A 14934-nucleotide genomic window follows, 5' to 3' on the forward strand; every position below is an offset into this window, starting at 1 on the left:
TTGGGGCGAATGGAGTACGAGGAAACGAAATAGCAGTGGGTCAACTGGCTGACTTAACCGATCGCGTAGCGGGGGGCCGGCGTTCCAGCCTGGGTGTTTGCAAAAAGTTCGGTGCGAGCTACCTCGTACTTTTCCCAAAGACCTGCATCGGCAACTGACGGCCAGGTGATCGTTTCGCCTTGGTCGAAGCCTGCGAGAGCCGCATCGACCATGTTCTCGGTCGTCATCACCGACGCCTTGTTGAGAGCGGACAGCGGCACGCCCGAAGCGTCCCAGATTTCCGTTGCTGTCGATGCCGGAAGGACCAGCTGAACCTTAACCCCGGTTTCGGCGAGTTCTTGCTGCAGACCTCTGGTGTATTGCAAGACGAATGCCTTGGTGCCACTGTAGGTAGCACTGATCGGCAGCGACTGGATGGCCAGGGCGGACGAGATGTTGATGATCAATCCCTGCTTCCTTGCGACGAACGCGGGTACCACGGCTTGCGTCAGGCGCGTCAGCGCTGTGATGTTGAGGGCAATCTGGGAGGCCACGTCGTCTGCAGGCATCTGGGCGGCTGGCGCCAAGCGCGCAAGGCCGGCATTGTTCACCAGGAGGCGCACGTCCTTGTTTGTGGACAGAATGGTTTCGATCCGCGCCAGGTCCTGGTCTTTGGTCAGGTCGGCCACGATCGGTTCGGTTCTGACGCCGTGTGTTTTTGAGATCTGGGCACAAAGGGCTTCCAGGCGATCAGCGCGCCGGGCGACGAGAATGAGGTCGTATCCGCGCGCGGCGAGGCGATCCGCATACACGGCTCCGATGCCGGATGAAGCCCCCGTGACAAGGGCGACTTTCTTGGGGCTGGCGTTTTTCATTGGCAGGCTTTCGATAAAATTGAGTGCTCAACCAAAAGGTTGAGGGCTCAAATGTACGACTGATGGCCGGGGGGTTGTTGAGGGGCGCACTACTCGACCATATGGGGCGTATGGGATTACCGACAATCTTGCCAATGCGGCTCCAGTCTGGTCCGGCCCTATTCGCAGGGCACGTTGTCGACCGGGTCTGCACGAACACAGCAGTGCGCCTCCCGACCCGCAGCTTCCGACGCGTTCTTAGCTGCCTATACGTCGGAGATGGACTACTTGCCTAGAAGTTGACTTTGTTCGCACCCTTCAGGCGCAGCATTTCCCGCGCTTCCTGGGGAGTTGCGATGGCCAGACCCAATTCCTGCAAGATGGCAACGATCTTCGTCACCTGCTCCGCGTTGCTACGGGCCAGTTGCCCCTTGCCGATGTAGATGCTGTCCTCGAGCCCGACACGCACGTTGCCGCCGTTGATTGCTGATAGGGTCACGAGCGGCATCTGCTGTCGCCCGGCCGCCAAGACCGACCATCTGTAGTCGGCTCCGAAAAGCTTGTCAGCGATGCGCTTGGAATGGAGGACGTTTTCGGGGTCCGCGCCAATCCCACCCAGGATTCCGAACACACTCTGAACGAAGAATGGCGGCTTGACGATGCCGCGGTCGGCGAAGTGGGCAAGCGTATAGAGGTGGCCAATGTCGTAACACTCAAACTCGAACTTGGTTCCACCAGCGCCAAGCTGGCTGAGGATGCGTTCGATATCTGCAAAAGTGTTTCGGAAGAATCCCGAGCGGGTTCCCTCCAGAAACTTCGGCTCCCACTCGTGCTTGAATGACTTCGTCTTCTCGATCATGGGGAAGAGCGCGAAGTTTATTGTCCCGAGGTTGAGCGATGCCATCTCGGGTGACAGTTCCAGGGGCGCCTTGAGGCGGTCCTCCACAGTCATGTCCTGGGAACCGCCGGTAGTAATGTTGATAACCGCTTCGCAACGGCCCTTGATTTGTTCGAGGCACTCGAAATACAGCGCCGGATCCGCCGACGGCCGGCCGTCCTTCGGGTCACGCACGTGCAGGTGAAGAATCGCCGCGCCGGCGGCCGCAGCCTCGACAGCACTCGTAGCGATCTGAGTTGGCGTAATGGGCAGGTGCGGAGTCATCGATGGCGTGTGAACGCTGCCGGTGACCGCACATGTGACGATGATCTTGGATTGGGGGGCGGACATGGAGCCTACTTGTCGTTGTTGGAAGCTTCAGGCGTAAGGTGCCTCAGGCATAGGCTTCCCGCCGCGAACAACGAATTTCCCCTGAAACTCCTGCACTGCCACTTCGATCTCGTCTTCGCTCTGTTGTGTTATGTCATGCCAGATATCGCTTATCGCTTTGGATAGCTTTTGGATCGCCCCATCAGAACGCCCGACTCGAATATTGCAGATGATGAGGGTGTCATTGCCGGCCTTGCCTGCCACGTAGCTGCTCTCCGAAGCCAGGTCATCGAAGATGACGCTGATGTGATAGAAATCGGATTTGATTGTCTCGTGGACCTTGTCCGTGATGGCAGCGGCCAGCTTGGCCTTGGTGCCCACGTCGAGTCCGGCGCGGGTGTAGCACATGATGAGAGGCATTCGAACTCCTTTTTGGAAGTCCGTAGCGTAGGTTTGAATGTGCAGGGAGTCTTCCGAAGAAGAGTCAAACGTTCGCGGAAGTGACGGCAGCTGCGGTGGCGTCAGCGCCCGTCAGGCGTGCAGGCTCTGGCGGTACTCCGTAGGAGTCACGCCGGTGATACGCCGGAATGTCGTCGAGAAGTGCTGTGCATGTGTGAAGCCGCTTTCGAGTGCGACTTCTGTGATGGAAATCGACTGCCGGGCGAGCTTTTGCTTCGCCGACTCGATTCGGCGCGAGAGCACGTAGCGATGCGGCGTCGTTCCCAAGCTCTCCGAAAATGCCCGTAGGAAATGACGCTTGCTCAGCCCCGCAAGCTTGGACAACTCGTCCAAACTGATGTCGCTTCCGATGTTTTCCAGGACGTAGTTTTCGACGCGCCGGATGGTCCGTGTGGGCAGACCGCCCTTTGGCGTCCAGGACGCGAGATTGGTGCGGGCGATTCGCGTTACCGCTGCCAGCGCTTGGAGCGCCCAGCCTTCCGCATAGAGTTGAAAGAGATCGTCGCGATGCTCGGCTTCGCGGCAAATCTCGACCAAACTACGGCGAATAGCCTCATTATTGAAGCCGACCTTATTGCCGGGCGGCTCAACGCCATGATTGTTCCTGAGAAGGTCCGCATCAAAAAAAACGGCAACGTAGTCGCAGTGCTCGCTCGAATCGAACTCGGTCCGGATGTCGGCTTCTGGAGCGAAGATCGAGAGTGTCGAGCCGCCTGCAAAATCGCAATCGACGTGGGCACCATCGACACGGCCATGCATGCGCCGAAAGCCTTCACGATGCCAAAAGAGCGTCATTTCCGGCTGGCAAAATTCCCACTGCACGTGATCGTCCGATTGCTTTCGCCTGAAGATCTCGATGCGCGCAATGGACGTCTGGGTGGTCGTCGAAGACACCACCTCACTACTGACCTGACGAATGTAATTGGCTGCTGAGCCTGAGCCCAAGAGAGTCTCCTGTGCAAGGGTCAGCCAGGAAGGCGAACCTTGGCAAAGGGTATGGTGAGACTGACCTGTCGTCATCAACGTTAGTACCTACGCAGATGAGTAAAAGAACGTCAGACCGCAAGGTACATCCGCCTGACCTGCTCATTCGCCTTCAATTCTTCCACTGTGCCGGCGAACTGGACCCGCCCCTGGCTCAGCACGTACGTGTAGTCGGCCAGCCGGGTTGCCAGGGCATAGTTCTGCTCGACGAGGAGAATCGGAATCTGCTCCCGCTTGACTTGATGGAGCACGGCTTCGAGGCGCTCGACAATCACCGGCGCCAATCCTTCACTCGGCTCATCAAGGATTAGCAGGTCAGGACCTGTCACCAGCGCGCGAGCAACGGCGAGCATCTGCTGTTCCCCACCAGACAGCTGCCCTCCGGCGCTGGAGCGCCGTTCCGCCAAGCGCGGGAACAATTCGAACGCATAGTCAACAGGCCGTCGTTTGTTGCGGCCACGTGCTGCTGCATACGCCATATGGAGATGCTCGAGCACGGTAACCGAAGCAAAAATTCCTCGATTCTCCGGAACATAGGCAATGCCGCGCTTGATGATGGCGTGCGTCGGCAGTGCGCCGACATCCTGCCCGTTCAGAACGATTCGCCCTCGGCGGCAGGGGGTGAGCCCAACGATGGACCGCAACGTAGTGGATTTTCCCGCTCCATTTCGCCCCAGAACGGCCACGCATTGCGACTCCTTCACCTGCAGGTCTATGCCCTGCAGGATATGGCTGTCTCCGTAGTAGGTATGAAGCTGTTGCAGCTCAAGCATGACCATGCCCCAGGTAAGCCTCGACCACAAGTGGATCCTTTTTGATTTCATCCGGTGTGCCGGTAGCCAGGACCTTTCCGTAGCTAAGCACGGTCACGATGTCGCACACTGCAAAAACCACGTCCATGTCGTGATCCACCAGAACCATGGTCAGCTCGCGCGGCAGGCTTTGAAGCAGCGAGATCAGCTGCGCCCGCTCGGTCGGCGAGGTCCCGGCTGCCGGTTCATCCATCAACAAGATTCGGGGCTTGCTGCACAGTGCGATCGCGACTTCCAGTTGGCGCTTCTGGCCATAGGAGAGTTCCTTCACCTTGCGGTGGAACACATCGTCCAGCCGCATCATGCGGCCGGCCTCCGCGGCACGCGCCAGCACGTCCTTGTGGCTCGCGGTGCTCGAAAACATCGCCGTCCGGGAGGGGTGAAGCGCCTGGGCAGCAACTCGCAGATTTTCCAGAACGGTGACGTTCTCGAAGAGTGCATTTTTTTGGAATGAACGCGCGACCCCGTGCCGCGCAAGTTCGTCGGGCCGGGCGTGTTTCGGCGCGCCCTCGACCACGATGTCTCCCGAGGTGGGTTTGTCCCATCCAGTGATCAAGTTGAACAGCGTCGTTTTGCCTGCCCCATTGGGACCGATGAGCGCATGGCGGCCACCTCGCTTCACGGTGAGGCTCAGGTCTTTGAGGACCTCGAAGGAGCCGAAGCACTTACGCAAATTCTTGACTTCGAGTGCGTTCATTTCGCCCGCCCCTTCAGAAGGTTCTCAAAGGCTCCGACGACACCGCCGCGGAAAAAGCCAACGACGATCATGAAGAAGATCCCGAAGAAGAGAAGATATTCCTCCGTGATCATGCTCAACGCCTGTTTGACGAGCACAAACACACCGGCACCGACCAGTGGCCCGAGGATCGTCCCTACTCCGCCAATGATCACGAGCAGGACGCCTTCCCCACTCATTTGCCAGGTCATCGAATCCGGGCTGATGAAGTACGTGTATTGCGCCTGGAGAATTCCTGCGACCGAGGCGAGCAAGGCCGACATGATGAACGCACCCACCTTGTACCAGCCGACCGCATAGCCCATGGAGACGGTACGGCGCTCGTTCTCGCGAATGCCTACAAGCACAGTCCCGACTGGTGACGTCACGATCCGCCAGAACAGCAGCAGGCAGAGCCCGAACACGACCATCGTGTAGCAATAGAAGCCCACGGGAGATGCGCTGTCCACGCCGAACCACCCGAGGTCCGGGCGAGGAATGCCGGACATGCCGTCGGAGCGGTTTGTCCACGGCAGTTTGATCGCGGCACCGTACATCATCTGCGAGAACGCCAGCGTGATCAGCAGAAACTGAACACCCTTCGTGCGAGTGCAGATCGCCCCAATGATCGCAGAGACCAATGCCACCGCGACCAAAGTGACGATCACGGAAACCCAGAGCGGCGCTTTCAGCAAGGTGCATCCGATGCCGATTCCATACCCCCCCAAGCCAAAGAACATGGCGTGTCCAAGCGACACCATGCCGGTATAGCCAATCAGCAGGTTGAGCCCCAGCGCAAACACCGCGGCGATGACGATCTCCGTGGCCAGGGTGATGTAATAACCACCAGCAGCGAGTGGCGCCGCTGCCAGGCAGATCCCAAAAGCGGCGAGTCCGTACCAAATCGCTTGGCTCTTCTTGCCCACCGAGGTGTTCCCGCTGCCATTGACTGCAGTGTTCAAAGTAGCTTCTGCCATCATGCGACCCTCAGCTTTCCAGCAAACAGCCCGTTGGGGCGAACGATCATCACGAGGATCAGCAGAACGTAGATGGCGAACAGCTCAGCCTCTGGGAAGTAGGCCTGCGCCAGGGTGTCCGTAGTGCCGACAATCAATGAGGCATAGAAAGATCCCTTGAGATTTCCAAGGCCCCCTACCACCACCACCACGAACGATTGCACGGCGATCGACAGACCCATTTGGGAGTAGATGCTCATGGTGGGTGCTGCGATGATGCCGGCCAGGCCAGCCAGCGCCGAGCCCAATCCGAACACCAGAGCAAACAGCACATTGATGTTGATGCCGAGAGAAACAACCATCTCGCGGTTATCCACACCCGCGCGCAACGTAGCGCCGAGGAGCGTCTTGTCCACCACAAGTATGAGTACTGCGGCGACGAGAAGGCCCGCCCCGATGATGAAGAAGCGGTACACCGGGTAGTCCACTCCAAACATCGAAACTCGCCCCGTCAGCGCCGAGGGGAGCTGGATCGTGAAAAAATTCGAGCCAAAAAAGTACTCGACGGCGCCCGCGGTCGCGAACAGAAATCCGAACGTCAGGAGCGCGAGGTCAAGGTGCGTTGAGCGTCCGCGAGAGGCAAGCGGTTGCAGTACGAAGGCCTGCAGAAGCGCGCCAAGCACAAAGGGGATCAACGGGCCAAACAGCGCGGCCATCCAGAACGAGCCTGTCGCCTTTGCAATTACGTAGCCTGCGTAAGCCCCGAGTGTGAAGAAGGCCCCGTGCGCCAAGTTGAGCGTGTCCATCAGACCGAAGATGAGCGTCAAGCCGACGGCCAGAAGGAATACCAGCATGCTCAACTGCAAGCTGTTGAGAAGTTGCAAAACCAGCATCACAGCACCCCGCTGATCAGAACGACTTCTCGCACTGCGGCAAGTCCGCCTCACCGGCGAAGGTGTCGAGGAGCTTGCGCCGGGGCTGGCCATTGGACTGTTTCACCAGTTCCAGGACATAGACTTTCTCGAGTTGGGCGCTGTTGTGCTTGTTGAACCGAATCTTTCCGCGCGGACTGTCGAAGTCCAACGAGCGCAGGTTGGAGATGAACTGAGCGCCGTCTGCCGGCATCACGCCCGCGGTCTTGCCGAGGGCGAGCATGATGGCCTTGCCGTTGTCATAGCCAAGTGCTGCGTTGATCTCCGGGACCTTGCCGTACTTTTTCTGGTATGCGGCGACGAATTTCTTGTTCTCCGAATTTTCGAGCTCCGGGAAGTAGGACGCGATGAACTTGGCTCCATAGACCAAGTCACCAAGAGCAGGCCACAGGCCCTCGTCATACACCCATTGATCGCCGATCAGGGGCAGCTTTTCGCGAAGCCCGAACTCGGCGTGCTGCTTGACTACCTGTGCCGCTTCATTGCCGGCGTAGATCGAATAGATCATCTGGGCGCCCGACGTGCTCGCCTGGGTCAGCGCCGGGCCCCAGTCCTTGGTCTTCTGGAACGGAGTCCAGGCCTCTTGTACAACTTTGCCACCGGCCGCTTGAAACCCGCGACGAAACGCTCCAAGCCAAGCATGGCCTGCGGCGTAGTCAGGGCCGAGGATGAAGGCCGTCTTGATACCCTTGGATGCCCAGTACTTGCCGGCATTGAATTGGAAGCCGTTGGCGCTGAACGAGGTTCGCGCGACATAGGGGCTGCAGTACTTGCCAGTCACTTCATCGGCGAAGGAACCCGAGAACACAATCGGCTTCTTCGCGCGATCAGCAAGTTCAGACAGCGCGATGGCCACGTTGGATCCAATCACGCCTGCGATAAGGTCCACCTGGTCGGAGCTCACCAACTTGTTGAAGCGCTGCACCGCCACACTCGGCGTGAGTTCGTCGTCCGCACGGATGATTTCGATCGGACGTCCTAGCGCTGGCCCGTACTCGTCGATGGCGAGTTGGAAGCCGCGCTCCATGGGTTCAGAGAGTTGGGCCCATACCCCACGGTAAGGAAGCACGAGGCCGATCTTGATCGGCTTGGGCTGAGCTATGGACGCCGTTGCGGCAGCAAGCAGCGCAGCGACAACGATGGCTCGACGAGAAATGATGCGACGCATGGTTATGTCTCCTGAGAAGAATGTTGTCGGCCAGGGGTGGTCCCGCGCTCCCAAATGTGCTCTCTCCCCATTTAGAAGGCGTGCCGCCAAGCGCCACGAGTTTGGAAAAGCGCCATCACGTGTCTCGGCGGGTGTCGTTTTTCGAGAAGACGTGGCTAACATTCGTCAATCCCCTTGAATCAGAGTGTGTCGTTTAACCCTGAACCATGGCCAGGGACTGTTTCCTTCACCCTGACGCCGGCGAACCAATGACGGAGTTGAAAGGTCACGAATGAACCAACGCGCAATCATCATCGGCGTAGGCGCCGAAGAGGGACTGGGGGCGGCAGTAGGTCGCCGGTTCGCTCGAGCCGGGTTCGAGGTATTTCTCTGTGGACGGACTGAAACGAAGGTGACTCGCGTAGCCGAGGCCATCAGAAAAGACGGTGGGCTCGCGCATGCCGTTTCAATGGACGCGACGATCCCCGCCGATGTAGTCGAAGCATTTCGGAGAGCCACTGAAAACGGCACTATCCCTCTGGATGTCACCGTTTTCAATGCAGGCAACAACGCCAACATCCCGTTTCTGGACGTGACGCCTCAGCAGTTCCGCGAATTCTGGGAGATCGGCTGCTATGCAGGCTTTCTGGTCGGCCAGGAAGCTGTCAGGCGAATGCTGCCCAATAGTCGCGGCACGATAGTTTTTACTGGCGCTTCTGGAAGCATGCGTGGCCGGGCGGGATACGGCCACTTTGCAGCCGCAAAGTCTGGTTTGCGAATGGTGGGGCAAGCGATGGCACGTGAATTCGGCCCTCAAGGCCTACACATAGCACATATCGTCGTGGACGGCGGGATCAACGGGAACAGGCTTCGCACCATCCGTCCCCATGTGGTGGCTGAACGCGGAGAAGACGGCCTCCTCTCGATTGATGGCATCGCTGAGATGTACCTGCAGTTGCATCTGCAGCCGCCGACCGCATGGACGCATGAGCTCGACGTGCGTCCATACAAAGAGCCTTTCTGAAGCTGCAGCAGGCTCACTCAAGGGGGATGCTGAATGACCTGCCGCACGGCGTGAAGCCATGCAGATGAAGTTGACTCCGCCCCGGGTCGCCGCTTGAGCTGTTGGCCACAGGACAAGAGCAAGGCCAAAGCGTTCCGCTCATGAACGACGATGTTGTCTAGTTGGTACGTGCAGCTTGCGGGCCAACGATCCAGCAAAACCTGAAAGGTGAATTCAATGAAGTTGGCAACTTATAGAAGTGAGAGTCGAGATGGCCGCTTGATTGTGGTCTCGCGCAACCTGCAGCGGGCCGTGGACGCATCCGACATCGCGCCGGATCTGCTGTCGGCGCTGGAGCACTGGGAGGTCGCGGCGCCGTTGCTCCAACAACGGTACGAGGCGCTCAATGCGGACCCACCGGGCGCCGGTTTTTCCTTCGAAGTTGATTCGTGTGCTGCGCCCTTGCCGCGGCCAAGCCAATGGATTGACGGTTCGGACTTTCCCAATCATGGGCATTGGGTGTGCAAGGCACTGGGAATTCCTGCCCTCGCGTCCGCGGCTCCGCTGATGTACCAGGGCGGAACGGACGACATGCGAGGCGCCACCCAAGATCTGATTCTTCCGGACGAATCGCTCGATATCGACCTGGAAGGCGAGGTTGTCGCGGTGCTCGGCGATGTTCCGATGGGCGTGTCCGAAGAGGATGCAACGAAGCACATCAAGCTCTTGATGCTCGCCAACGACTGCAGCTTGAGAGCACTCCAGGCGCAAGAGATGCAAAGTGGCTTCGGCATGATCCGGGCGAAGCCATCGACCAGCTTTTCGCCCGTGGCCGTATCGCTGGACGAAGTGAAGCCCTGGTGGATCCAGAATCGCCTGCACCGGAAAATGCAGGTCCATCGCAACGGGGAATGGATCGGAAACCCCGACGCGTCGCTCATGAAGCGAGGCTTCGGTCCCTTGATTGCTCACGCGGCCTATACGCGCAGGCTGCGCGCAGGAACCTTGCTGGGGTCGGGTACCGTGTCGGGCCCGGATGACTTTGCCGGTTCTGCCGCGATCGCGGAAATCAGGGGCATGGAAATCGAAAAACACGGGGAGGCCAGGACGCCATATCTGCGATTCGGCGAACGCGTTCGCATCGAGATGCTCGACGACGAGGGGCAGTCGATCTTCGGCGCCATCGATCAGAGGATTGCGCGGCAATTTCCGGGAGGTGTGGTGTAGGCCGCGACTCCTGCGTCTCAGAAGGCGCCGCCGTCCGTCACGTGCCGTGAAAGGCCGGCACGCTGCTGCCTTCAGGCCGCTCCATCTCGAACATTGTTTCCGGAGTGACCTCCCAATAGTCGCCGCCTCGTCCCGCCCGCAGGATCGGGTGTGCTTGCGCAGTCTGGTAGACGCCATCCTTGATCAGCTCGCGGTCGATGTAGACGGCGACCACTTCGCCCAGAACGAGCCAGCTCGAAACCGGCTGGCCTTTCTGGTCCTTGAACTGGACGACGTCGATGACCTTGCATTCCATCGCGGCGCGTGCTTCGCCGACGCGCGGCACCTTGACCAGGCGGCTCAGCGCCGGCGTGAGGCCCGCGAACCCGTATTCGCTGGCACCCGGGGGCAAAGGCGCCGAGGTCTGGTTCATTTGCGGTCCGAGCTCTCGGGTCACGAGGTTCCAGACAAACTCCCCCGTGTCCGAAGCGTTCCGAACGCTGTCCTTCCATCCGATGGACGAGAAGCCCAGGATCGGCGGGTCATAGTTGAAGGCATTGAAGAAGCTGTAGGGCGCCAGGTTGAGGCGGCCTTCGTGGTCCTGGGTGGATATCCACCCGATGGGGCGAGGCGCGATCAGCGCATTGAAGGGGTTGTGAAGCAACCCGTGTCCATTCGCCGGCTCGTAGTAGTGGAATCGTTCGGAATTCATGGGGTGGACTCTGCTGGCAAGAGGTCGAGGGAGAAGGCCCGGTGGTTTGAAGCCGGACCTCGACCGTCATCGCTCGATCAGGCGTTCGGCCGCTTCATCTGGCACGTGGTGGGCGTGCTGGAGACATAAGGCGCGTAGTGCTTCACGGGGGCCAGTGTGTAGCCGGTGTTTTCCGCGTCGTAGGGGTACTTGGCGCTCTTCTTTTCCCAGCGGGTGACGTACAGGCTCTGTTGCAGCTGGTGGTCGGACTTGCGCATCTCGATTTCGCCGTTGAAGCTCTTCAGCTTCATGCCCTCCAGCGCGGCAGCCACCTTGACGGGGTCCGTCGACTTCGCTTGCGCGAACGCGGCATCGAGCAGGGAAAAGACATGGTGGATCGAGGGCTGATAGAGGTCTTCGTTCAACTTCTTCTTGAACGCCTCCATGCTCTTTTGCATGTCGCCGCCCATGTTGGCGTGCGCATAGGCGACGTTGAAGACCTTGCCTTCCGACGCACTGCCCATGGCCGTGGGGGTCCCGGTGCCGTAAGCGTAGTAAGTCAGGAACTTCACGTTGTTCAGGCCGGCGTCGTTGGCCGCCTTGAGCAGCAGTGACAGATCGGATCCCCAGTTGCCCGTGATGACGGAATCAGCGCCGGATTGCTTGATCTTCGAGATGTATGGGGAGAAGTCACGAACCTGGGCCAAGGGATGCAGATCGTCGCCGACGATTTGAACGTCCGGACGCTTCAGCTTCAGGCCCTCCTTGGCGTACTTGCTCACCTGCACGCCATGCGCGTAGTTCTGACCCAAGATGTAGACCTTCTTGATGTCGGGCTGCTCTTTCATCCATGTGGTGAACGCTTCCATCTTCATCGACGTGTCAGCTTCCACCCTGAAGTGCCAGTAGCTGCACTTGCTGTTGGTCAGGTCGGGATCCACGGCCGCGTAGTTCATAAAAAGCATTTCCTTGCCGGGGTTGCGCGCATTGTTTTTCTCGATGGAATCGATGATCGCCAGCGCCGGCCCGGACCCATTACCCTGCATGACATACCGCGCGCCCTGGTCCTGCGCCGAACGCAGGGCGCTCAAGGTCTCCTGTGGGCTGAGCTTGTTGTCCAGGCCGAGGATTTCGAACTTCACCCCCGACAGGCTCTTCCTGTTGAACTCCTCGGCCAGGAATTGCGTGGTCTTGAACTGGTTGGTTCCCACCGCGGCCATCAGGCCGGACAGCGGATCGATCCAGGCAATCTTGACCGTCTCGCCCCGCTGGGCCATGGACGTGGTGGCGGCCGCAAGCATCGCGCAGATCAATGTGGTTCTGATGGCAAGTTTCATTTTTGTCTTATATGGACGCCTCCCGTGTGGCAAGCGAGTTTTTGAAGTTCTGACTGGGGCGGTAATGACTGCGGTCTTATATCCGGCCTGTTTGTGCAGATCGGACCCAAGCCCGCCCGCTGGCCTTGATGGTCATGCGCGGGGTCGGTGCTCATCTCCGTGGCGGGCTTGGCACGAGGCTTGCCCAGACAAACATTCAGCTTTACCCGACCCGCGGTCCGACCGCTCCACCATCACTTCATCGACTCGACTCACGCACTCTTTGCGGCTTCCACTCCTATAGGTTGTTGTCTCAGGTTGTTGATCTAAGCTGTCTGCGCTTGCGCGCCCCAGCCGCTTGGCGGAGTGCTCTTCCACTCCGATCGGTACGCCCGCCCGTGCGCCACCAGCGCCCAGACCGTGCGAGCCATCTTGTTGGCCAACGCCACCACCGCTACGTTCAGTGGCCGGCGTCGCAGCAATTCTTCGAGCCATGCGGGTTTTACCTTCGCCTGGGCGATGACCGCGCGTGCACCGTGAATGAGCAGGGTGCGCAGGTAGGGGTCACCGCGCTTGCTCAGGTGACCCACGTGCGTCTTGCCGCCTGTTCCGCTGTGCGATGGAACCAGCCCAAGGCTGGCTGCAAACTCCCGTCCCGAGCGCCAGCCGCTCGCGTCACCCAGCGTGGCGGCCAGCGCTGTCGCGCCGAGCACGCCAATGCCCGGCACTTCTCGCAGCGTGCGTGCCGCGGCAAGCTGGCGTTGTTGCTCGGCGATCTCAGCGTCCAGGCGATCGATGCTGAGATCGACCCCCTTGAGCGTCTCGAGCTGCAGGTCGACCAGCCGACGCATCGGCTGCGGCAGTTGGACGTCGATCTCCGCGCGCTTGGCGCTGATCGTCTTCAAACCTGCCTTCTTGCCGCCTGGCAGCACGACTCCGAACTCATACAGCAAGCTGCGCAGCATGTTGATCGTGGCCGTGCGCACGCTCACCCAGTGCGAACGTGCCCGGTGCAGCGACATCACCGCCTGCTGCTCCAGGGTCTTGACCGGTGCACGACGGATGTCCGTGTGCTGCGCCGCCAGCCAGATGGCGCGTGCATCGGCTGCGTCATCTTTGTTGCTGCGCACAAACGCACGCACCTGTCGCGCCGGAAGCAACTCCACCTGGTGGCCCAGGCCGCCCAGCACGCGCGCCCAATGGTGCGCACTGCCGCACGCCTCCATTGCCACGCGCGCCGGTTGCCGCTGCGCGAAGAATTCGCTCAGCTTGGCTCGAGCGAGCTTCTTGCGCTCGATCTCGCCCGTCTCGCCATCAACCCAGTGAAGTTGCATCACGTTCTTTGCAATGTCCAAGCCATACGTCGTACGATTCATTTCGGGGCCTCCGTCTGAGAGTGGTTACTACGTCGAACTTCCACTCTGGCACTTGATGCCGTCGACTGCGAGGCCCCCAAATTCATCACTTGTTTCTCCACCACGCGCAGTCGATCAGCGAGGGGGGAGGCGTCCATACCATCTCCATTATTGTTTTCAGGTCAGCCGGCGAGCGCTGGATAGCTGTGTCTCCCTTGGCACCGGGCGTATAGAACATGTCCGCTGTCGGAGCGTTCAAAGGCGCGTCTTGGCGCGTACGGTCGGGCCGATTCCGGAAGAAGCCCTGATGTCAAGGGCGGCTTTCCTGGAGTTGGGTGTGTCATTGATGGCTTTTCAATAAAATTGAGGGCTCAACAAAAAGTTGAGGGTTTGAATGTAGAAGCGATTCACCGCCGGCCGTGACTGGTGCAGTACTCAACCATTTTGAAAGCATGGGAATAAACATCAAAGTTGTCGACGCGAAGAACCGCCTGGACCAGCCGCCCGCGGATGAGCTGGGGGTCTTGGGCGGGCGTGTCTGCACGAACACGGCACTGCGCCTTGCAGCCCGCCGGCTTGGCCAGCTGTATGACGAAGCGCTGGCGCCGTTGGACCTCAAGGCCACGCAGCTCGCGCTCATCGCGGAAATAGACAAGCTCATGGTTGCCAATCCACAGGGACCCACGCTGCAGGAACTGGCGGCCCGGCTCGCTATCCAGCTGTCGGCTCTCACACATGCGCTCAGGCCCCTGGTGCGCGACGGCTTCGTCGAATTGCACGCGGACGCCAAGGACCGTCGGACCAAGCACGGCGTGCTCACTCGGCTTGGCAGAACTCGGCTTTCAGAAGCGGCGGTGCGATGGGCCGCGGCAAACGACCGTGTGGAGGTTATCCTGAGCCCAGCCTCGGCTGCGACCCTCCGGGCCCTGGCCGATCAGGTGTCTTCCGACGCGTTTCTGAAGGCATACAAATTGGAGGATTGATCGCTCGATCTGCAGATCCACCAGCGTTCTGCCGCGGACGCCGCCCTGAGGACCCGCCTGGCGCGCTCGATCGGCACCGGCGACTGTCTTGTGGACTTGCAGCGGGAGCCCGGCCCGACGTGACGCAGGCCGCTTCGGCTCATCCGATCGGTCAACTGTTGAGCTTGCACAGTCCTGTCGATGAGGCTGTGGTCGGTTCGGTAGTCAGCATTGATCCTTGCCTTGCAGCCTTGCAAAACCCGTTGCCTCGCTCAGATCACTTTCATGACTCGTCTTCGCGCTTATCGCGCCTTCGGGTTCGACTGGGCTGCGGCACTGTAGAGAGTTGCTTCCCG

At 59.8% G+C, this 14934-nt stretch carries 15 protein-coding genes; 3 read left to right on the plus strand and 12 right to left on the minus strand.

Annotation, left to right across the window (positions count from 1 at the left end; genetic code table 11):
- Positions 1 to 53: 53 nt before the first annotated feature.
- The 9 genes from ASC92_RS08930 to ASC92_RS08970 all read right to left on the minus strand — a co-directional run bounded on the left by ASC92_RS08930 (position 54) and on the right by ASC92_RS08970 (position 8066).
- Positions 54 to 854 (minus strand): SDR family NAD(P)-dependent oxidoreductase, encoded by an 801-nt coding sequence (locus tag ASC92_RS08930; RefSeq protein WP_056513484.1) that lies wholly within the window; start codon positions 852 to 854, stop codon positions 54 to 56.
- Positions 855 to 1125: 271 nt separating this feature from the next.
- Complete coding sequence (locus ASC92_RS08935; RefSeq protein ID WP_056513487.1) at positions 1126 to 2061, minus strand: 3-keto-5-aminohexanoate cleavage protein; 936 nt, start codon at positions 2059 to 2061, stop codon at positions 1126 to 1128.
- Between the two features lie 27 nt (positions 2062 to 2088).
- Positions 2089 to 2460 (minus strand): tautomerase family protein, encoded by a 372-nt coding sequence (locus ASC92_RS08940; RefSeq protein WP_056513490.1) that lies wholly within the window; start codon positions 2458 to 2460, stop codon positions 2089 to 2091.
- Between the two features lie 111 nt (positions 2461 to 2571).
- Positions 2572 to 3444 carry a helix-turn-helix domain-containing protein gene (locus tag ASC92_RS08945; RefSeq protein ID WP_056513493.1) on the minus strand — a complete coding sequence of 291 codons (873 nt, stop codon included), beginning with the start codon at positions 3442 to 3444 and terminating at the stop codon, positions 2572 to 2574.
- 110 nt (positions 3445 to 3554) lie between these two features.
- A complete protein-coding gene (locus tag ASC92_RS08950; protein WP_082519547.1) occupies positions 3555 to 4256 on the minus strand; it encodes an ABC transporter ATP-binding protein in 702 nt (233 codons plus the stop codon).
- The gene (locus tag ASC92_RS08955) at positions 4249 to 4992 is read right to left on the minus strand and encodes an ABC transporter ATP-binding protein (RefSeq protein WP_056513499.1); all 744 of its coding nucleotides are present in this window, start codon (positions 4990 to 4992) and stop codon (positions 4249 to 4251) included. Before ASC92_RS08955 ends, ASC92_RS08950 begins: the two co-directional genes overlap by 8 nt.
- Positions 4989 to 5990 carry a branched-chain amino acid ABC transporter permease gene (locus tag ASC92_RS08960; RefSeq protein WP_056513502.1) on the minus strand — a complete coding sequence of 334 codons (1002 nt, stop codon included), beginning with the start codon at positions 5988 to 5990 and terminating at the stop codon, positions 4989 to 4991. Before ASC92_RS08960 ends, ASC92_RS08955 begins: the two co-directional genes overlap by 4 nt.
- Complete coding sequence (locus tag ASC92_RS08965) at positions 5987 to 6859, minus strand: branched-chain amino acid ABC transporter permease (RefSeq protein WP_056513506.1); 873 nt, start codon at positions 6857 to 6859, stop codon at positions 5987 to 5989. Before ASC92_RS08965 ends, ASC92_RS08960 begins: the two co-directional genes overlap by 4 nt.
- A gap of 16 nt (positions 6860 to 6875) precedes the next feature.
- The gene (locus ASC92_RS08970) at positions 6876 to 8066 is read right to left on the minus strand and encodes an ABC transporter substrate-binding protein (RefSeq protein WP_056513509.1); all 1191 of its coding nucleotides are present in this window, start codon (positions 8064 to 8066) and stop codon (positions 6876 to 6878) included.
- A gap of 271 nt (positions 8067 to 8337) precedes the next feature.
- Between ASC92_RS08970 and ASC92_RS08975 the strand changes: the two genes are divergently transcribed.
- Positions 8338 to 9069 (plus strand): SDR family NAD(P)-dependent oxidoreductase, encoded by a 732-nt coding sequence (locus ASC92_RS08975; protein WP_056513512.1) that lies wholly within the window; start codon positions 8338 to 8340, stop codon positions 9067 to 9069.
- A gap of 216 nt (positions 9070 to 9285) precedes the next feature.
- Positions 9286 to 10275: a fumarylacetoacetate hydrolase family protein gene (locus tag ASC92_RS08980; RefSeq protein WP_056513519.1), complete on the plus strand. Its 990-nt coding sequence runs from the start codon at positions 9286 to 9288 to the stop codon at positions 10273 to 10275.
- 37 nt (positions 10276 to 10312) lie between these two features.
- On the opposite strand, the gene ASC92_RS08985 is transcribed toward ASC92_RS08980, so the two are convergent.
- From ASC92_RS08985 to ASC92_RS08995, 3 genes are all read right to left on the minus strand, one after another.
- The gene (locus ASC92_RS08985; protein WP_056513521.1) at positions 10313 to 10966 is read right to left on the minus strand and encodes a flavin reductase family protein; all 654 of its coding nucleotides are present in this window, start codon (positions 10964 to 10966) and stop codon (positions 10313 to 10315) included.
- Between the two features lie 77 nt (positions 10967 to 11043).
- The gene (locus ASC92_RS08990) at positions 11044 to 12246 is read right to left on the minus strand and encodes a branched-chain amino acid ABC transporter substrate-binding protein (RefSeq protein ID WP_414820402.1); all 1203 of its coding nucleotides are present in this window, start codon (positions 12244 to 12246) and stop codon (positions 11044 to 11046) included.
- Between the two features lie 341 nt (positions 12247 to 12587).
- Positions 12588 to 13637 (minus strand): IS110 family transposase, encoded by a 1050-nt coding sequence (locus tag ASC92_RS08995; RefSeq protein WP_056513529.1) that lies wholly within the window; start codon positions 13635 to 13637, stop codon positions 12588 to 12590.
- A gap of 431 nt (positions 13638 to 14068) precedes the next feature.
- On the opposite strand from ASC92_RS08995, the gene ASC92_RS09000 reads away from it, so the two are divergent.
- Positions 14069 to 14599 carry a MarR family winged helix-turn-helix transcriptional regulator gene (locus ASC92_RS09000; RefSeq protein ID WP_056513532.1) on the plus strand — a complete coding sequence of 177 codons (531 nt, stop codon included), beginning with the start codon at positions 14069 to 14071 and terminating at the stop codon, positions 14597 to 14599.
- The last annotated feature ends 335 nt before the right edge of the window (positions 14600 to 14934 follow it).

Origin of the sequence: Variovorax sp. Root411, from assembly GCF_001425205.1 — a bacterium.
GTDB lineage: Bacteria > Pseudomonadota > Gammaproteobacteria > Burkholderiales > Burkholderiaceae_C > Variovorax.